General features: G+C 41.0%; 15 protein-coding genes. 10 read left to right on the top strand and 5 right to left on the bottom strand.

From position 1 onward, the window contains the following. The first annotated feature begins 88 nt into the window (after window positions 1-88). From bamA to GQR46_RS00660, 6 genes are all read left to right on the top strand, one after another. Window positions 89-2,560, top strand: coding sequence for an outer membrane protein assembly factor BamA (bamA, locus tag GQR46_RS00685; RefSeq protein ID WP_007580991.1), 2,472 nt, complete (start codon window positions 89-91; stop codon window positions 2,558-2,560). 11 nt (window positions 2,561-2,571) lie between these two features. Next, on the top strand, window positions 2,572-3,090 hold the full coding sequence (locus GQR46_RS00680) for an OmpH family outer membrane protein (RefSeq protein ID WP_007580993.1): 519 nt from the start codon (window positions 2,572-2,574) through the stop codon (window positions 3,088-3,090). A gap of 7 nt (window positions 3,091-3,097) precedes the next feature. Continuing rightward, window positions 3,098-4,120, top strand: a complete 1,023-nt coding sequence (lpxD, locus tag GQR46_RS00675) for a UDP-3-O-(3-hydroxymyristoyl)glucosamine N-acyltransferase (RefSeq protein WP_007580995.1) — start codon at window positions 3,098-3,100, stop codon at window positions 4,118-4,120. 26 nt (window positions 4,121-4,146) lie between these two features. Then, the gene (fabZ, locus tag GQR46_RS00670) at window positions 4,147-4,599 is read left to right on the top strand and encodes a 3-hydroxyacyl-ACP dehydratase FabZ (protein WP_007580997.1); all 453 of its coding nucleotides are present in this window, start codon (window positions 4,147-4,149) and stop codon (window positions 4,597-4,599) included. 2 nt (window positions 4,600-4,601) lie between these two features. Further along, complete coding sequence (gene lpxA / locus GQR46_RS00665; protein WP_007580998.1) at window positions 4,602-5,372, top strand: acyl-ACP--UDP-N-acetylglucosamine O-acyltransferase; 771 nt, start codon at window positions 4,602-4,604, stop codon at window positions 5,370-5,372. A gap of 146 nt (window positions 5,373-5,518) precedes the next feature. After that, window positions 5,519-5,911 carry a septal ring lytic transglycosylase RlpA family protein gene (locus GQR46_RS00660; RefSeq protein WP_010553743.1) on the top strand — a complete coding sequence of 131 codons (393 nt, stop codon included), beginning with the start codon at window positions 5,519-5,521 and terminating at the stop codon, window positions 5,909-5,911. Here the strand turns inward: GQR46_RS00660 and cydC are convergent. From cydC to GQR46_RS00635, 5 genes are read right to left on the bottom strand one after another with little or no spacing between them, the layout of a single operon-like run. Continuing rightward, entirely contained in the window at window positions 5,894-7,639 is a 1,746-nt protein-coding gene (gene cydC, locus GQR46_RS00655) for a thiol reductant ABC exporter subunit CydC (RefSeq protein ID WP_165739359.1), read from the bottom strand. The genes GQR46_RS00660 and cydC overlap by 18 nt on opposite strands. Beyond that, on the bottom strand, window positions 7,632-9,434 hold the full coding sequence (cydD, locus tag GQR46_RS00650; RefSeq protein WP_165739357.1) for a thiol reductant ABC exporter subunit CydD: 1,803 nt from the start codon (window positions 9,432-9,434) through the stop codon (window positions 7,632-7,634). The genes cydC and cydD overlap by 8 nt, the downstream gene beginning before the upstream one ends. After that, on the bottom strand, window positions 9,424-9,588 hold the full coding sequence (cydX, locus tag GQR46_RS00645; protein WP_008133888.1) for a cytochrome bd-I oxidase subunit CydX: 165 nt from the start codon (window positions 9,586-9,588) through the stop codon (window positions 9,424-9,426). Before cydX ends, cydD begins: the two co-directional genes overlap by 11 nt. A 12-nt stretch (window positions 9,589-9,600) precedes the next feature. Then, on the bottom strand, window positions 9,601-10,740 hold the full coding sequence (cydB, locus tag GQR46_RS00640) for a cytochrome d ubiquinol oxidase subunit II (protein WP_165739355.1): 1,140 nt from the start codon (window positions 10,738-10,740) through the stop codon (window positions 9,601-9,603). Beyond that, the gene (locus GQR46_RS00635) at window positions 10,737-12,320 is read right to left on the bottom strand and encodes a cytochrome ubiquinol oxidase subunit I (RefSeq protein ID WP_165739353.1); all 1,584 of its coding nucleotides are present in this window, start codon (window positions 12,318-12,320) and stop codon (window positions 10,737-10,739) included. The genes cydB and GQR46_RS00635 overlap by 4 nt, the downstream gene beginning before the upstream one ends. A gap of 299 nt (window positions 12,321-12,619) precedes the next feature. Here GQR46_RS00635 and lpxB point away from each other — a divergent pair, with 299 nt between their 5' ends. From lpxB to accA, 4 genes are read left to right on the top strand one after another with little or no spacing between them, the layout of a single operon-like run. Further along, complete coding sequence (lpxB, locus tag GQR46_RS00630) at window positions 12,620-13,777, top strand: lipid-A-disaccharide synthase (protein ID WP_165739351.1); 1,158 nt, start codon at window positions 12,620-12,622, stop codon at window positions 13,775-13,777. Then, complete coding sequence (rnhB, locus tag GQR46_RS00625) at window positions 13,767-14,369, top strand: ribonuclease HII (RefSeq protein WP_165739349.1); 603 nt, start codon at window positions 13,767-13,769, stop codon at window positions 14,367-14,369. The genes lpxB and rnhB overlap by 11 nt, the downstream gene beginning before the upstream one ends. Before the next feature lie 2 nt (window positions 14,370-14,371). Next, window positions 14,372-17,863, top strand: a complete 3,492-nt coding sequence (dnaE, locus tag GQR46_RS00620; RefSeq protein WP_010553736.1) for a DNA polymerase III subunit alpha — start codon at window positions 14,372-14,374, stop codon at window positions 17,861-17,863. A 16-nt stretch (window positions 17,864-17,879) separates the two neighbouring features. Continuing rightward, window positions 17,880-18,836 carry an acetyl-CoA carboxylase carboxyl transferase subunit alpha gene (gene accA / locus GQR46_RS00615; protein WP_007581016.1) on the top strand — a complete coding sequence of 319 codons (957 nt, stop codon included), beginning with the start codon at window positions 17,880-17,882 and terminating at the stop codon, window positions 18,834-18,836. Window positions 18,837-18,870: the final 34 nt, after the last annotated feature.

Genomic DNA, 18,870 nt, shown 5'->3' with positions numbered 1-18,870 from the left:
TGGCAAATTACTAATTAGAACACGATTGTAAAGCACCACTAGTAAGGTGTTATGCGGTAATACAGTTGTAAAGGATAAAGATAATAAAATGGCTATAAAAAAACATTTGGCAATAACAAGTTTATTGGGTGCAAGTTTTGCAGCCCTAGGCCAAAACTCCTTTATTGTTGAAGACCTGAAAGTTGAAGGTTTGCAGCGCGTAGCACTTGGTGCAGCGCTAACACATATTCCTATTAACGTAGGCGATAATGTTGATGACTATACGATTTCAAAAACAATAAAGTCACTTTATCGTTCTGGGCACTTTGATAACATAAAAGCACTTCGTGATGGCAACAACGTTATTTTTAAAGTAACGGAACGTCCTACCATCAGCTTTATTGAGTTTGAAGGCAATAAAGACATTAAAGACGAGCAGCTTAATGAGTCTCTTGATCAGCAAGATATTCGCCAAGGTGAACCACTTGATAAAACCGTTATCGATAGTATCGAAAAAGGCTTAGTTGAGTTTTTCCACAGTATTGGTAAATACAACGCTAAAGTAGATATCAGTATTACTAAGCTGCCACGTAACCGCGTTAAACTTAAGTTAGAGTTTGATGAAGGTGATGCTGCTTCTATCCGCCAAATTAACTTAGTGGGTAATGAACTTTTTTCTAATGAAGAGCTTCTTAAACTTGCTGAATCGCAGCAAGATTTACCTTGGTGGCAGTTTATGGGTAGCGACCGTTACCAAAAGCAAACCATTGAAGGCGATTTAGAAAAAATTCGTAGTTATTATTTAGACCGTGGTTACCTGCGTTTTAATATCGACTCAACGCAAGTTTCAGTGAGCCCTGAACGTGAATCGGTTTACGTTACAGCTAACTTAACTGAAGGCGTAAAATATAAAGTTAAAGGTTTTGACTTTATTGGTGACTTGCTTGGCCGTGAAGACTTAATTAAAAGTGTTATCCCACTTAGAGCGGGTGAGCTTTATAACGGTTCTGTAGTTACTTCATCTGAAGAATTTATTAAAAGCTACCTAGCCCGTTTTGGTTACGCTAATGCTGAAGTGCGTACAATTCCAGAAATTGACGACGAAAAGCAAGAAGTACAATTAACACTATCGGTTAATCCAGGTAAGCGTGTATACGTTCGTCGTATTATTGTTGGTGGTAACCAAAATACGGCAGATGAAGTACTTCGTCGTGAAATGACACAACTTGAAGGCGCATGGTTATCTAATCAAAACCTTGAGCGTTCAAAACTGCAAATTCAACGTCTACCTTACATGGAAACTGTTGATTTTAACGTAGTGCCTGTACCCGGTGTGGATGACCAAGTAGATGTAGACTTTACTGTAAAAGAGCAATCTGCAGGTAGCTTTAATGCTGGTCTTGCTTATGGTTCTTACTTAGGTCTGCAGTTTAATATTGGTGTAACAGAATCTAACTTTTTAGGCACAGGTAACCAAATTGGTTTAAACCTTAATACGTCTACAGGTTCTGAAAGCTTAAGCTTATCGTACACAGACCCATACTTTACGCCAGATGGTGTATCGCAAGGCAGTAGCATCTTTTACAGAAACTACGATGCAAGTAAATTTAGCCTTGTCGAATATAAATCGAAAAGTTATGGTTTAGGCACAAATATTGGTTTTCCAATTGATGCTGTAAATCGTGTTAACTTTGGCGCCCGTTGGATTAAAGAAGAGCTTTCGGATATTGCAGAGTACGAGCAAACGCGTGTACTTCGTGAAACATTCTTAGATCCAGATAACCCAGATGCAGGCTTTGACTTTACTAAGTATGAGCTGAGTGTTGGCTGGTCGCGTATCACCGTTAACCGTGGTTTATTCCCAACAGCGGGTTCGCGTCAAACTCTAAACTTAACAGCAACAACGCCTAACTCAGATCTTCAGTACTTTAAACTGAACTACGATTCGCGTTTTTACTGGCCTATATCAAATGACCACCGTTGGGTATTCTCAACGCGTGCAGCACTTGGTTATGGTAATGGTTATGGTTCTACAAACGGGTATGAGCAAACACTTCCATTCCAAGAGTACTTCCGTATAACGGAAATGGAACTACGTGGCTTTGACCGTAATACAATATTACCACGTGCTGTGTCGCGTATACCGCAGTCTATTCCGGGTACGCCAGGTGCAGACGGTACTACAACCGGTAGCATTGGTGGTGCATCAGAATTTGATATTCTAGTGCCACAAGGTCGTATTGGTGGTAATGCCAAAGCAGTGGCAGGTATGGAGCTAATTGTTCCTACGCCGTTCTTAGATGAAGAAAATACCAGTTCTGTACGTACTAGCTTCTTTGTTGATGCTGCAAACGTATGGGATACTGAGTTTAACGTAGACCGCTATCAAAACTTAGGCGTTGATGAACGTGCTAAATTAGATGACTATTCAGACCCAATGCGTTTTAGGGTTTCAACCGGTCTTTCATTACAATGGATCTCTCCAATGGGTCCAATGCTGATCAGTTTTGCGTATCCATTGCAAAAAGAAGAAGATGACGATACGAAAACCATCAGCTTTAACATTAGTAACACTTTCTAAAGGAGTTTTTTGTGAAAAAATTATTTAAATCAACAGCTGTAGCAGTTTTAGCAACGTTAATGATGGGTACTTCTGTGAATGCATTTGCACACAAAGTAGGTATTGTTGATATGCAGGAAATCTACAAGCAAATTCCTCAAATGGCTAAAATTGAACAGTCTTTACAAACTGAGTTTGCTGAACGTCGTCAAGAGCTTGAAAAGTTACAAGGCGATATTCGTTTTGAAGCTGAAAAATTTAAACGTGAAAGTACAACGATGAGCCAAGCTCAAAAAGATACTCTGCGTGAAAAAATTCAAGGCATGCAAAAAAATCTTGCTGAACAAGGTCGCCCTTTAGAGCAAGAAATTAAAGCGCGTCAAAACCAAGAGCTTGCTAAAGTTCAAGGTGTAATCATCAAAACAATTGAAGAGATTGCTAAAGACGGCGACTTCGACGAAGTTAAAGTAAAAGACACTACTATTTACTTTAACCCTAAAGAAGTGACTGATCTTTCATCTAAAGTTGTAGCCGCTGTTAGTAAGAAATAATCACTCTATGCAAAATTATACGCTTTCGCAAATTGCGGAACTTCTAGGCGCCGAACTTCAGGGTGATGGCGCTTTAGAAATAAAAAAAATAGCGACACTTGCAAATGCCCATTCTGGGCATATTGCATTTTTAGCGAACTCAAAATATCGATCGCAACTTGAGACTACTCAAGCTAGTGCTGTAATAGTAAGCCAAGCCGATGCAGAGTACTTTAGTGGTAGCAAAATTATTGTTGCTAATCCGTATGTAAGTTACGCAAAATTAGCGCAATTTATGGATACAACACCACGCTCAGCCTCGACGGGTATTCATCCAAGTGCAACTGTTCATTCAACAGCGATTGTTAGTGATAGCGCCGCTATTGGTGCTAACGCAGTCATTGAAGCTCATGCAGTGATAGGTGACAACGCGCAAATTGGTCCGAACAGTTTTATCGGGGAACGTGTTAAAATAGGTTCTGGCACTAAGCTTTGGCCTAGTGTGACTATTTATCACGATGTTGAAATTGGTTCAGATTGTTTGTTTCAAGCAAATAGTGTTGTAGGTAGTGATGGGTTTGGTTATGCAAATGAGCGCGGGCAGTGGGTTAAGATACCTCAACTTGGTTCAGTGATCATAGGCAACAAAGTTGAAATTGGTGCAAGTACGACAATTGATCGTGGTGCACTGGACAATACCATCATTCATAGCAATGTTATTATCGATAATCAGTGTCAAATAGCGCACAACGTTGAAGTTAATTCAGGCACCGCAATAGCGGGCTGCACTGTACTTGCAGGAAGCGTTACCATTGGCAAGAACTGTCAAATTGGTGGCATGGTTGCAATTAATGGTCACATGTCTGTATGTGATGGTGTTATAATTACCGGCATGAGTATGGTGACAAAATCAATCACCGAACCAGGTATTTACTCATCTGGTATGCCCCATACAACAAACAAAGAATGGCGTAAATCAATAGCTCACTTGCGTAACCTTTCAGACATGAAATCTCGTCTTAAAGCGCTTGAAGCATTGGCTAAGTCATAACGTTGAACACTAATAAGGATGCTATTTTGGCAAACGAATTAAATAGCCTTGATATTCAAGAAATTTTAAGTTTATTACCGCACCGTTACCCGATGCTATTAATTGATCGTGTTATTGATTTTACACCTGGCAAGTCTTTACATGCTATTAAAAATGTTTCTATAAATGAACCAATTTTTACTGGGCACTTTCCAAATCAGCCAATTTTTCCTGGTGTGCTAATATTAGAATCAATGGCGCAAGCAACGGGTTTATTAGGTTTTAAAACAGTAGAAAACCGTAGCGAAAACGAATTGTATTTGTTTGCTGCTGTTGATAACGCACGTTTTAAACAACCTGTAATTCCTGGTGATACAATGCATCTTCATGTTGAGTTTTTAAAAGAACGTCGCAACATTTGGAAGTTTGCTGCAGAAGCTAGAGTCGACGGCAAAATAGTGTGTAGTGCCGAAATTATGTGTGCGAGAAGAGAGTTTTAATAGTGATCCATTCTACAGCAATAATCGAACCTGGCGCTAAACTAGGCAACAATGTCTCAGTTGGTCCGTATAGTTATATTGGCAATGATGTTGTTATCGGTGATAACTGTATTATTGAGTCTCACGTTGTTGTTAAAGGGCCGTCAACTATTGGCTCTGGCAATCATATTTTTCAGTTCGCGTCTGTGGGCGAAGCCTGCCAAGACAAAAAATACAACAACGAGCCAACCACTTTAATCATGGGTGATAACAACGTTATCCGTGAATGTGCCACTATTCACCGTGGTACGATTCAAGACCAAGGTGTTACTAAAATTGGTAGTAATAATTTGTTTATGGCTTATACACACGTTGCACATGACGCGGTAATTGGCGATAACGTAATTTTTGCTAACAACGCAAGTGTGGCCGGCCATGTACATGTAGGCGATTGGGTTATCCTTGGTGGTAATTCGGGTGTTCATCAGTTTTGTAAAATTGGTGCACATGCCTTTATTGGTATGTATTCAGGTGTTAACAAAGATGTACCACCATTTGTTACTACCATTGGTATGCCAGCAGGTCCTGCAGCTATCAATAAAGAAGGCATGAAGCGTCGTGGTTTCGAAAGTGATGAAATTATGGCTGTACGCCGTGCATACAAAGCATTTTATCGTAAAAGCTTAGGTGCTGAAGAAGCTATTGAGTCGCTTAGTGAAGATGCCGCAAAGTATCCTGCTGTGAAATTGATGGTCGACTTTGTTAAAAACTCAGAGCGCGGCATCGTAAGATAATTCGCGGGTTTGCTTTAAGCATTAAAAAAACCACCCTAGATGATAAATCGAAGGTGGTTTTTTATTGCCCTGCTTTAAGCTAATTCAGTTAATACTCAGGGTAATTGAGTTAGTATGCGGGTAATTTATATAATAAAAGCCGTTCTATGCGTTTACCTAAGTTAGTAGTCACTCTTTTTATTACTTCAGTTTTAGCCGCTTGTAGTAGCCAACCTATTGTTAAATCATCTGCTGGAGAAATCACTCAAGTTGGAAAAGCATCTTTTTATGCTGATAAATACCACGGAAGAACAACCGCCAACGGAGAGCGCTTTAGCCAACAAGCTGCCACGGCAGCCCATTTAGAATTCGATTTTGGTACTACGGTGGTTGTTACCAATCTAGCTAATAACAAATCAGTCACGGTAAGAATCAACGATAGAGGCCCGTATGTGCGAGGTCGTATTATTGATTTATCAAAAAGTATGTTTAAAAAAATAGCCGACCCTAAGGTCGGCGTTATTGATGTATCAGTAAAGGTTTTAAAACCGGGTAGTTAGCGCAACATAACCAGGATAAGCCCCACTGAGCTCTTTATGAGAGCCTTGTGCGACTATTTGACCGTCTTCCAACCATACAACATTATCCATTTGAGCAAGTAGGGCGGGATCGTGCGTAATTGTTAGTACACTCGCGTTGTTCATAACATGCATAATTGCTTGCATTACACCTTGCTTAGATTGATTATCAAGGCCTTCTGTTGGTTCATCAAGGACTAAAATAGCCGGGTTTTTAAGTAACGCTTGCGCAATGGCTATACGCCTAGATTGGCCTTGCGATACGTTACGCCCGCCAGTACCTAATCGTGTTTTTAAACCTTCTTTTAGCTCATTAAACCATGGGCTTAATTGCGCTAATGAGAGCGCTTCAATCATTTGCTCTTTAGTTGCATTTGGCGCTGCATAACGTAAGTTTTCACTTAACGTGCCATCAAAAATATGGTGCTGCTGAGCGAGTATATTTATAACGTTTGCGCGTATATCGCTATTTAATGAATGTAAGTTAACAACACTATTTTGATTATTTAGAGTAATGCTACCTTTTTGCAAGGACCATAAACCAGTCAGTAAATTTACAAGCGTGGTTTTGCCGCTGCCGCTTCTGCCAACAATCGCTACTTTTTGCTGAGGCATTAGCTCAAAGCTAACATCAGTTAGTGCTGTTTGTTCACCATATTGATAGCTAATATTGTTAAGTGCCAATGTATTATTTTGCGCGCTAAAGCTTTCATTTGTCTCTATAATTGTATTTTTATCTTGCGAGTTAGCTGCTTTATCTTCAAGTGTAAATAACCGCTCTGCTGCTTTTAATACGTTAGGTAGCTCAATAAACGCATTAGGCAGTAGCAATACACTCTCAAAGCTTGCCAGTACAAAAAGGCTTAGCATGGCAAGTTCTACATTTACCATAGTATTGGCGTAAACCAACGGGACTATGGTTACTATGCTAGCAAGCATGGCTAATTGAACAACCAACAAGCTTAACCCATCTGAGTTTGCCAGGGCTTTGTGGCGAATAAATAATTGCTGATTGTATTGCTCGCTTAATACATCGCACTTATTAAGCTGCTGCGAACGAGCTTGATAAATACTCAACTCTCTTAGCCCTGTAAGTGTATCTGAAAGTTCAGAGCGAAGTTGCGCACTAAGCTGCGTTTCTTTATGGCTGTTTTTAGTGAGCTTTGCACTGAGTAAAGCAGGTATTACAACACCAATAAGTACAATGCCTGTAAAGCAAATAAGGGCGACGTTGCCATTATAGGCCGACATAAACAGCATGATGATTGGCACACTTAAAAGAGCGACCAGCATAGGCAGTAAAACGTTTAAATAAAACTTGTCGAGTGCGTCTACATCGTTTTGTAATCGGTTAACTAAATCAGCGCTGCGGCTCATTGCTAAATCAACATTGTTAAGCTTACTTAACGTTGCAAATACATTCGTGCGTATTTCACTTAGTAATAAAAACGTGGCGTTATGAGTAACCAAACGCTCGCCATAGCGCGACGCGGTTCGTACAATTGCTAAAAATCGAATCGTTCCTGCTGGAGTAAAGTAGTTCATTTGCACGCCGGCAATACCTGCAGCGGCCATTGATGCTAAAAACCAGCCAGATATAGCCAGTAAACCCACATTGGCTAATACCGTAATCGTCGCTAAAAATGTGCCTAGTAGCATTGCTTTGTAATGAGGAGCGCAAAGCTTTAATAAACGAATAAAGTTAGTCATGCATTACTCCTTGCTCAGCTGTTTTGAGTAAATTTGAAAATACACCATTTTGCGCTGCAAGTTCTTCAAAGTGTCCTTGCTCAGCTATTTTTCCATCGTGCATAACAATTATATTACTGGCGTGTTTAACGGTATTGAGTCTATGAGCAATGACTAACACTAAGTTGTTTTTAGCGTATTCATTAATGGCATTTTGAATCAGTTGCTCTGTTTGGCTATCAAGGTGCGCTGTAGGCTCATCAAGCACTAAGACTGGCGCTTGTTTTATAAATGCACGTGCCAGTGCGATGCGTTGCTTTTGGCCACCAGAAAGCCCTTCACCTTGCTCACCTATTAATGTTTTAAAACCATCGGGTAGGGTATTTATAAATTCAAGCACACCCGCTTGCTTTGCTGCATGTTCAAGCTCTTGTTGAGTGGCATTTGGTTTGGCCAATTTAATGTTGGCAGCAATGGTGTCGTAAAACAGCGTTGCTTTTTGCGGTATCCATGCAATATTATTTTGCATGAAAACAATATCGGTTGTGCTTAAATTCTGCTCATTAATAGATAGGTGATTAATCACCTCAGGGTGAAACCCTAATAGGCAATCAAACAGGGTACTTTTACCTGAGCCACTACTGCCCACTACCGCAATTAAGCCTTTATTTGGCAATGTTAAATTTATATTTTTAATCCCTTCGTTACTATCTGGGTATATAAAATTAAGGTCGATAATACTTATTGAGTTAATTGAGTTAATTGAGTTTAAAGTTAAATTATTTTCAGGCGTGCTTGTAGTCACTAACGCATTTTCGTCACTTGGCAGTGGAGCGTTTAAAATAGCAACCATATCGGCGGCGGCACTAATACCTTGTAAGCGTGCATGGTAATGGCTACCCAATTGGCGCAGTGGTAAATAAAATTCAGGCGCTAAAAGCAGCACAACAAAGCCTGTTGCAAAATCAAGAGTACCAAAAAACAGTCTAAAACCAATAATTACTGCGACTAATGCCACGCTAATAGTGGCTAAAAACTCAAGTGCAAACGATGATAAAAATGCGATTTTTAAAACATCGAGTGTAGCGTGTCTAAAATCATCTGAAATTTTAGCTATTTGTTTGAGCTCGGTACGTGTTGCATTAAATAGCTTGAGTTGGGTTAAACCTTGTACGCGGTCAAAAAAGTAATTGCCTAGTACAGCAAGCTGTTTCCAACGCTTTTGATTTAGTGCCTCAGCTTTAGATCCTACTAAAATCATGAAAAAAGGAATGAGCGGGGCAGTTAATAAAAATATTAGCCCAGCTTTGTAATCTGTCGGAAAAATAACAACCAAGATTGCCAGCGGAATAAGCGCGCTGTAAGCAGCACCAGGTAGGTATTTAGCATAATAGTCGTGAAGAGCTTCTACACCATTATGTAAGGTATTGAGTGTAGCGCCTTGGCCGTGTTGTTCTATATAGCTTGGCCCAAGTAAGCTGAGCTTATTTAGAAGTGTTTGGCGCATTGCCGATTTTATTTTAAGTGCAGCATATGCACTCAAGCGTTCGCTTAATGCTAAAAATATTGCACGCAGTAAAGTAATAGCTGCTAAGGGCCACAGTAAGTGTGTAACGCCGCTTAAGCTGCTGCCTTCAAACATTACATTATGAATAGCTTGAGCCAGTAAATAAGCACCTGCAATCATCAGTAATGCGTTAAAAGTACCCAGTGCAATGCTTAACTTTAACCACACTGCAGCGGGTTTACTTTGTAACTTTAAAAAAGCGCGCAGTGACTGCTGCTGCGCGCGATCTGGTCGAGGGTTAGTCGTCATCTTTAGTCGAGTTAGCCTCGTTTAATAAATCATGCATAGGTTGTTCATCATCAGCAATGCTGTTTTTATTTTGATGAAACTCGTACCACATTACATTTATCACACCTAAGGTACAGGCCAAAAGTACACCTAAAATCCAAGCGAAATACCACATAGTTTAGTCTCCTTAATAGCTACCGTGAGTGTTATTTTCAATTTCTTCAACTGTCACTCTGCGCCACATTTTTACGTAACACCAGGTGGTGTAGGTTAAAATAAGTGGTACAAAAATAGATACTGCAACAAACATTACATTTAGCGTTCTATGGCTCGATACCGCATCCCAAATTGTTAAGCTAATATTAGGATTATTGCTTGATGGCATAATAAATGGGAACAGTGAAACACCTGCCGTCATAATTACGCCTACTAACATTAAGCTTGTTGAAATAAGCCCAAGTGCTGGCTTATTCAATTTAGAAAATATAAGAGCACTTAATGCCATTGCAAACGCTAATATAGGGAAGGTCATTGTCCACGGGCGATCGCTGTAATTACTTAACCAAGCACCTTGCGCTGTTGTTACTACTTTAGCTAAAGGATCTGCGTGGCTTTGCGTATCGGGCATAGATACAATTTGGTAACCCGTTAAATTAGCAACCCAAAAACCAGCAGCTGCAAATAATACAATAAATGCAATTAGAGAGTAGCGACCATATTGACCCGAACGCTCTGCTACTGCACTTGCTGTACGAAGTTGTAACCACATACCAGCATGAGCAACTAACATGGTAATACTAATCAAACCAGCAAGTAATCCAAATGGGTTAAGCAAGCCAAAAAATGAGCCTTGGTAGCTAACACGCATTAGGTTATCAATATTAAACGGTACGCCTAAAAATAAGTTACCAAATGCAACACCAAAAACTAATGCCGGAATTGCGCTGCCTGCAAGCAAGCCCCAATCCCAATTGTTGCGCCAGCGTTTTGAATCTACTTTACTGCGGTAATCAAACCCAAGTGGTCTAAAAAACAAGGCAAAGAGTACTAGCATCATGGCAAAGTAAAAGCCCGAAAATGCAGCGGCATAAACCATAGGCCACGCTGCAAACAACGCACCGCCTGCGGTTATAAACCATACTTGGTTACCGTCCCAATGCGGGCCAATTGTGTTTATTACTGTGCGGCGCTCTGAATCTGTTTTACCAACTAGGCGAAGCAACATAGCAACGCCCATATCCATGCCATCGGTAATAGCAAAGCCAATAAGCAGCACACCAATGATCAACCACCAAAGCATTTTTAATGTTTCATAATCAAAAATCATGATTGCTCTCCTTCAGTTTGCTCAGCTTTGTTTGGTAACTCAAAATGATATTTACCTGTATGCAGCGAGCTCGGCCCTTGCTTAACAAAACGGATCATCAGCCAGCCTTCAACAATGGCTAAACCAGTGTAGAAAACAATAAATCCAGTTAAGCTAATTAGAATGTCGTTTATTGTTAGTGACGACGTGGCTAAAAAGGTCGGCAGTATTTCAGATATAGCCCAAGGTTGGCGACCATATTCAGCAACTATCCAGCCAAATTCAATAGCTATCCAAGGTAGTGGAATGCTCAATACAGCAGCCCATAACAACCAGCGCTTTTGCTCAATCACGCGGTGTGCGTTGTAGTAAAATGCCAATATAAATACACCAAGCATCGCTACACCACAGGCAACCATAATCCTAAATGACCAAAACATAGGGCCTACTTTAGGGAAAGAGTCTTTAACGGCTTTTTGAATTTGATCTTCGGTAGCATCTACAACATCAGGTGTGTAGCGCTTAAGTAGCAAGCCATAACCTAAATCATCTTTTAGGGTATTAAATGTCGCTATATTTTCAGGCGTGTCTTCACCGTTTCTAAGTTTTGTAAGGTATTTATAAGCAATCATACCGTTACGAATACGTACTTCGTGTTGCTTTTCTAGGTCGTTAATACCGGTTACTTGCTCATCGAGCGAGCGAGTTGCAATTAATCCAAGTGCATAAGGTATTTTAACCGCAGCATGTGTTACTTGCTCTTCTGAATCAGGGAAACCAAATGCGGTAAACGCAGCAGGGGCTTCTTCTGTATGCCATTCTGCTTCAATTGTGGCTAGTTTTACTTTTTGAACTTCGCCTACTTCGTAGCCCGATTCGTCGCCGAGTAAAATTACACATAAAATTGACGCTAAACCAAAACCAGAAGCGACCGAAAACGAACGCTTAGCAAATGCAAGGTCGCGGCCTTTTAATATGTACCAACTACTTATACCCAATACAAACATTGATGCAGCTACATAACCTGCCGATACAGTATGAATAAACTTAACTTGCGCTACAGGGTTAAAAACAAGCTCTGCAAAGCTGGTCATTTCCATGCGCATAGTTTGATAGTTAAACTCAGCACCTACCGGGTTTTGCATCCAGCCGTTGGCTATTAAAATCCACAGCGCCGACATGTTGGTACCAATGGCCATTAAAAAGGTTGCACCTAAATGCTGGCGTTTAGAGAGTCTGTCCCACCCTAAAAAGAACATGCCAACAAAGGTCGATTCTAAAAAGAATGCCATTAAACCTTCAATAGCAAGGGGAGCCCCAAAAACATCACCTACGTAATGCGAGTAATAAGACCAGTTAGTACCAAACTCAAACTCCATGGTAAGGCCTGTGGCCACACCAATTGCAAAGTTAATACCAAACAATTTTCCCCAAAACTTAGTCATATCACGATAAATTTCGCGACCGGTCATTACATAAACCGATTCCATAATAACTAAAATCCAGGTCATACCTATTGTTAACGGTACGAATAAGAAATGAAAGAGAGCGGTAACAGCAAACTGTAATCGCGATAGATCCACAAAGGTTTCATCTATCATTATTGGCTCCTTGAGAGTGACGGATTAACAGGGCAACATTTAATTGGCAAAGTTAAGCTTTAATGAACTTTCAGTAATTACTGAAAGTTTGTAATAGTATTTACTTTTGTGCAATTTTTGTCAACATACATATTAGTAAAACTTAATATATTTCCTATGCTACATCAGTATTAAAAACAAACAACATAAAGCCTTAACTTAGGTGATAAAAAACCAGTTATTTAAAGCGTTTAACCAAACAGTAAAACACGGTAAACTAATCCTCATGAACGCCTGGTTTACTTGTGAAATAAAATCAAATGAATAAAGATAAAAAACAACTACGAATTGGTATTGTGGCAGGTGAACTGTCGGGCGATATTTTAGGCGAAGGCTTAATTAAAGCCCTTAAAAAGCACTTCCCGGATGCTATTTTTGAAGGGATAGCAGGGCCTAAAATGCAAGCGCAAGGCTGTAAAACACTTTACGACATGGATGAGCTTTCGGTAATGGGGCTTGTTGAGGTACTTGGGCGTTTACCGCGGTTGCTTAAAATACGTAAACAACTCGTGCAGCATTTTGTAGATAATCCACCTGATGTATTTATAGGTATAGACGCACCCGATTTTAACTTACGCGTTGAAAAGCCACTTAAAGATGCGGGCATTAAAACAGTACAATATGTAAGTCCGTCTGTTTGGGCGTGGCGCGAAAAGCGTATACATACAATAAGTGCAGCGACTAACTTAGTGTTGGCGTTATTACCATTTGAGAAAGAATTTTACGATAAACACCAAGTGCCATGTACATTTGTAGGGCATACTTTGGCTGACGATATAGCGCTTGAGCACGACGATAGTAAAGCGCGTGCAGAACTCGGCTTAAGCCTTGATGACAAAGTACTGGCGTTACTACCAGGTAGTAGAGGCTCTGAAGTTGGCTTACTAAGCGAAACTTATATTAAAACAGCTGCAGAGTTGCAAGCTAAAAACCCCAATCTTAAAATTGTGGTGCCATTGGTTAACGAAAAACGCAAAGCGCAGTTTACTGATATATTAAACGCTACCGCGCCAAACCTTAATGTGAGCCTGCTAGATGGGCAATCAAAATTAGCGATGCAAGCCGCCGATGCTATTTTATTAGCGTCGGGCACAGCCACACTTGAAGGTATGCTTTATAAAAAGCCAATGGTAGTGGGTTATAAAATAAAGCCGTTGAGCTATTGGATTTTTAAAACCTTATTTACGTTTAATATAAAGTACTTTTCGCTGCCTAATTTATTAGCAGACGAAGAGTTAGTCCCTGAGTTTTTACAAAGCGAGTGTAACGTGGCTAATTTAACTAATGCGCTTACCCCAATGCTTAATACCGATAACATTGAGCTAAAAGCACGCTTTTTAGCTATTCACGAAAAAATTAGATTAAATGCCAGCGAACAAGCAGCAAATGCTGTGGCGGAGTTAATAAATGCAAATTGATAGACCCAACGTAGCCTTAATTGCCGGTGTAGATGAAGTCGGTCGCGGCCCACTTGTTGGCGACGTAGTTACTGCCGCCGTTATTTTAGACCCTTCAAAACCAATTGCTGGCTTAGCGGATTCTAAAAAATTAACAGATAAAAAACGCCAAGCGCTTGCGATTGAAATAAAAGAAAAAGCATTGTGTTACGCGTATGGTCGCTGCAATCCAACAGAGATTGATGAACTAAATATTCTGCACGCTACTATGCTTGCCATGACCCGCGCAGTAGAAGCGTTAAGCACACAACCAGAATTTGTATTTATAGATGGTAACCGCTTACCTAAACTAACAATGCCCGCGCAAGCCGTTGTTAAAGGTGATAGCTTAGTAGCTGAAATTTCAGCAGCGTCTATTTTAGCTAAAGTAGCACGCGATGACGAAATGATTGAGCTTGATAAACGCCACCCTGAATATGGCTTTGCAGGGCACAAAGGGTATCCAACAAAAGCACATTTTGCAGCGCTTGAGCAGTACGGCGCGATTGATGAGCATCGTAAAAGCTTTAAACCTGTGCAGCGTGTATTGGCGCAAGCCAATGGTGAGGGTTAAGCATGGCTGCTCCTGATTTTGTTCATTTAAGAGTTCATTCAGATTTTTCGATGGTTGACGGCCTTGCTAAAACAAAGCCAATAGTTGCTAAAGCACAAGAGCTGCAAATGCCCGCTATTGCGATTACCGATCAAATGAACTTTTGTGGCTTAGTGCGTTTTTACGGCGCAACACATAACGCCGGTATTAAGCCTATTGTGGGTGCTGACTTTTGGGTTCGTAGCCCAGAATTTCCTGACGAGCCAAGCCGCTTAACCATATTAGCCAAAGACAACGACGGCTATAAAAATATTACCTTATTAATATCTAAAGCGTATCAACGTGGGCATGTGTTTCATCGCCCAGTGATTGACCGAGAATGGCTGGTGGAGCATAAAACGGGCTTAATTATTCTCTCGGGCGCTAAAGATGGTGACTTAGGTAAAGCGTTACTAAAAAATAATCCAAGTGTTATTGAATCGGTAGTTAGCTTTTATAAGCAGCATTTCAGCGATAACTACTACCTTGAACTTGTGCGCACTAACCGACCGCTTGAAGAAGACTACTTACACATGGCGGTAGAGCTTGCTACCAAAGAGCAGTTACCTGTTGTAGCGACCAACGAAGTAGTGTTTTTAAAGCCTGAAAATTTTGAAGCGCACGAAATTCGCGTTGCTATTTTTGATGGCTACACGCTTGACGATAAACGCAGACCTAAACGGTTCTCTGAAGAACAATACCTAAAAACATCAGAGCAAATGGCTGAGCTGTTTAGCGACATTCCAGAAGCCCTACAAAACACAGTAGAAATAGCTAAACGTTGTAATGTAACGGTTCAGCTAGGGACTTACTTTTTACCTGATTACCCAACTGGCTCACTCAAGATTGATGAGTTTTTAGTTAAAGTGTCAGAAGATGGTCTTGAAGAGCGACTGCAGTTTTTATTCCCCGACGAAGAAGAGCGAAAAGTAAAACGTGTTGAATACGATGAGCGACTTGATATAGAGCTTGGCGTAATTAACCAAATGGGATTCCCAGGTTACTTCTTAATCGTAATGGAGTTTATTCAGTGGAGTAAAGATAACAATATTCCTGTTGGACCTGGTCGTGGTTCAGGTGCGGGTTCGTTAGTTGCGTACGCACTTAAAATTACCGATTTGGACCCACTTGAATTCGACTTGCTTTTTGAGCGGTTTTTGAATCCAGAACGTGTATCAATGCCCGATTTCGACGTCGATTTTTGTATGGATAGACGAGACGAAGTAATTGATCACGTGTCGGCTTTGTATGGGCGTAATGCGGTATCGCAAATTATTACCTTTGGCACCATGGCTGCAAAAGCGGTAATACGCGATGTAGGGCGAGTGCTTGGGCACCCTTACGGGTTTGTTGATCGTATTTCTAAAATGATTCCAGGCGATCCTGGGATGACACTTGCTAAAGCGTTTGATATAGAACCGCGCTTGCAAGAAGCCTACGATGGCGATAACGAAGTAAAAGATTTAATCGACATGTGTCGCATCCTAGAAGGGTGTACACGTAACGCCGGTAAACATGCGGGTGGCGTAGTAATATCGCCAACCACTATTACCGACTTTGCCGCGCTTTATTGCGATGACGAAGGTAAGTTTCCGGTAACGCAATTTGATAAAAACGACGTAGAAACTGCAGGCTTAGTTAAGTTCGATTTCTTGGGTTTACGTACACTGACTATATTGCAGTGGGCGGTCGAAATGACCAATGTGCGCATGGAGCGCCAAGGTAAAGACCTCGTTGATATAAATACCATCCCACTTGATGATAAAAAAAGTATTGAGTTGCTACTTCGCGCTGAAACGACTGCTGTATTCCAGCTAGAGTCGCGCGGTATGAAAGACTTAGTACGCCGACTTAAGCCCGACTGCTTTGAAGATATGATTGCACTCGTGGCCTTGTTTCGACCAGGTCCGCTGCAATCTGGCATGGTAGATAACTTTATCGACCGAAAACTGGGCCGCGAAGAAATCTCATACCCAGATGCGCAGTATCAGCACGAAAGCTTAAAACCAATACTTGATCCAACGTACGGCATTATCTTGTATCAAGAACAAGTAATGCAAATTGCGCAAGTACTAGCAGGTTACACGCTAGGTGGCGCCGACATGCTGCGTCGTGCAATGGGTAAGAAAAAACCCGAAGAAATGGCAAAGCAGCGTTCAACGTTTGAAGATGGCGCAAGAAATAACGGCATTGACGGCGAACTCGCAATAAAAATCTTCGACTTGGTAGAAAAGTTCGCAGGTTACGGTTTTAATAAATCTCACTCGGCGGCGTATGCACTTGTTTCGTATCAAACGCTGTGGATGAAAACGCATCATCCTGCAGAGTTTATGGCTGCGGTAATGTCGGCTGATATGGATAACACCGACAAAATCGTTATTTTGGTGGATGAATGTGAAAACATGAAGCTCACCTTATTGCCGCCAGATGTGAATGCAGGTGAGTTTAAGTTTACAGTAAACTTGCAAGGCGAAATTGTTTACGGCATTGGCGCAATTAAAGGCGTGGGTGAAGCACCGGTTGATGCAATATTAGAAGCGCGTGCAAAAGGGGGCCCATTTAAAGATTTATTTGATTTTTGTGCCCGAGTTGATTTAAAACGCTTAAATAAACGCGTGACCGAAAAATTAATTTATTCAGGTGCACTCGATAATTTAGGGCCAGAAAAAACCCAAGCTGGCCGTGCTACATTACTAGCTAGTTTAAAAAGTGCAATGCGGGCAGCCGACCAACACAATAAAGCGGAGCTGTTAGGGCAAAGTGATTTGTTTGGTTTATTAGCCACCGAGCCTGATGAGGTTGAACAAGCCTTTATTAAAGCCACAGGACTCACCGATAACGAATGGTTAGATGGTGAAAAAGAAACCCTAGGCCTTTATTTAACTGGGCATCCGATAAATCAGTACCGCCGTGAACTTAGGCATTATACCAGCGGAAAAATAGTTGATTTACAGCCAACGAACCGCGATGTATTTGCAACAGCCGCAGGTTTAGTGATTGCTTCTAGGGTATTAATTAACAAAAAAGGAAATCGTTGGGCCTTAGTAACTTTAGATGACAAGAGTGCACGGATTGATGTACGCTTGTATTCAGACGAGTTTGAAAAGTACCAAGATATGCTCCAAGTTAACAATATCTTGGTAATATCTGGACAGGTCAGCTTTGATAACTTCTCCGGTGGTATTACAATGACCGCCAGAGAAATAAACACCATTGCTCAAGCGCGTGAAAAACGCATTAAAGCGATTAAAATGACGCTGAATATGGTGCAAGTCGAGGCAGGTTTCTTCGATAAATTACAAAAAGTACTCGAACCCTATAAAATGGGAACGTGTCCGATCAAGGTTTATTACCAACGTCCAGATGCGTTGGCGCAATTAACTCTTGGGATCGAATGGTGTGTTACGCCGAGCGACGACTTAATTCATAAGTTATCACTAATGGCTGCGCAAGATGTAGAACTAGAATTTAACTAATTAGGTAGTTTAGAGCATGAGCCTCAATTATCTTGATTTTGAGCTTCCAATTGCAGAATTAGAAGCAAAAATTGAAGAATTACAAAATATAAGCCGCGCTGGCGAATTAGACCTTGAGTTAGAAGAGGAAGTCAGCAAATTAAAAGAAAAAAGTGCCAAACAAAAACAGGAGATTTTTTCTAATTTAGGCGCTTGGCAAGTATCACAGTTAGCACGTCATCCGTTGCGTCCTTACACTCGAGATTATATCGAGCGCATTTTCACGGAATTTGACGAGTTTGCTGGCGATCGTACTTTTGCTAACGATCCGGCTATTTTAGGAGGCGTTGCGCGTTTAGATGGCGAACCAGTAATGGTTATTGGCCAACAAAAAGGCCGTGACACTGCTGAAAAAATTAAACGCAACTTTGGTATGCCAAAGCCAGAAGGTTACCGTAAAGCATTACGCTTAATGGAAATGGCTGAGCGTTTTAAAATGCCAATCATGACCTTTATCGACACGCCGGGTGCATACCCAGGTGTTGGCGCTGAAGAACGTGGTCAATCTGAAGCAATCGCGCGTAACTTAAAAGTAATGGCGACACTTAAAGTGCCGACAATATGTACGGTTATTGGTGAAGGCGGTTCAGGTGGTGCATTAGCGATTGGTGTTGGCGACAGAGTTAACATGTTGCAATACAGTACTTACTCTGTAATTTCGCCTGAAGGTTGTGCGTCTATTCTTTGGAAAAGCGCCGACAAAGCACCACTTGCAGCAGAAGCAATGGGTGTAACCGCAGAGCGAGTTAAAGAACTAGATTTAATCAGTAACTTAATTGATGAACCTCTAGGTGGCGCGCACCGCAATTACGATGCTATGGCACGTAACTTAAAAGTTCGCCTTAAACGCGACTTAGCAGACCTACAAGCGCTTACGCTTGAGGAAATGCTTGATCAACGTTATAAACGTTTAATGTCGTTTGGTTATTGCTAAACACATTAAATGTTAAAAAAAGCCGCTTATGCGG

This window comes from Pseudoalteromonas sp. Z1A6 (assembly GCF_011378745.1).
Taxonomy (GTDB): domain Bacteria; phylum Pseudomonadota; class Gammaproteobacteria; order Enterobacterales; family Alteromonadaceae; genus Pseudoalteromonas; species Pseudoalteromonas arctica.
This window is presented reverse-complemented; position numbering and strand designations above follow the sequence as displayed.

Coding starts and splice junctions, on each gene's coding strand:
- bamA (WP_007580991.1), top strand. CDS start 89: ATGGCTATAAAAAAACATTTGGCAATAACAAGTTTATTGGGTGCAAGT.
- lpxD (WP_007580995.1), top strand. CDS start 3,098: ATGCAAAATTATACGCTTTCGCAAATTGCGGAACTTCTAGGCGCCGAA.
- GQR46_RS00660 (WP_010553743.1), top strand. CDS start 5,519: ATGCGTTTACCTAAGTTAGTAGTCACTCTTTTTATTACTTCAGTTTTA.
- cydC (WP_165739359.1), bottom strand. CDS start 7,639: ATGACTAACTTTATTCGTTTATTAAAGCTTTGCGCTCCTCATTACAAA.
- cydD (WP_165739357.1), bottom strand. CDS start 9,434: ATGACGACTAACCCTCGACCAGATCGCGCGCAGCAGCAGTCACTGCGC.
- cydX (WP_008133888.1), bottom strand. CDS start 9,588: ATGTGGTATTTCGCTTGGATTTTAGGTGTACTTTTGGCCTGTACCTTA.
- cydB (WP_165739355.1), bottom strand. CDS start 10,740: ATGATTTTTGATTATGAAACATTAAAAATGCTTTGGTGGTTGATCATT.
- GQR46_RS00635 (WP_165739353.1), bottom strand. CDS start 12,320: ATGATAGATGAAACCTTTGTGGATCTATCGCGATTACAGTTTGCTGTT.
- lpxB (WP_165739351.1), top strand. CDS start 12,620: ATGAATAAAGATAAAAAACAACTACGAATTGGTATTGTGGCAGGTGAA.
- rnhB (WP_165739349.1), top strand. CDS start 13,767: ATGCAAATTGATAGACCCAACGTAGCCTTAATTGCCGGTGTAGATGAA.
- dnaE (WP_010553736.1), top strand. CDS start 14,372: ATGGCTGCTCCTGATTTTGTTCATTTAAGAGTTCATTCAGATTTTTCG.
- accA (WP_007581016.1), top strand. CDS start 17,880: ATGAGCCTCAATTATCTTGATTTTGAGCTTCCAATTGCAGAATTAGAA.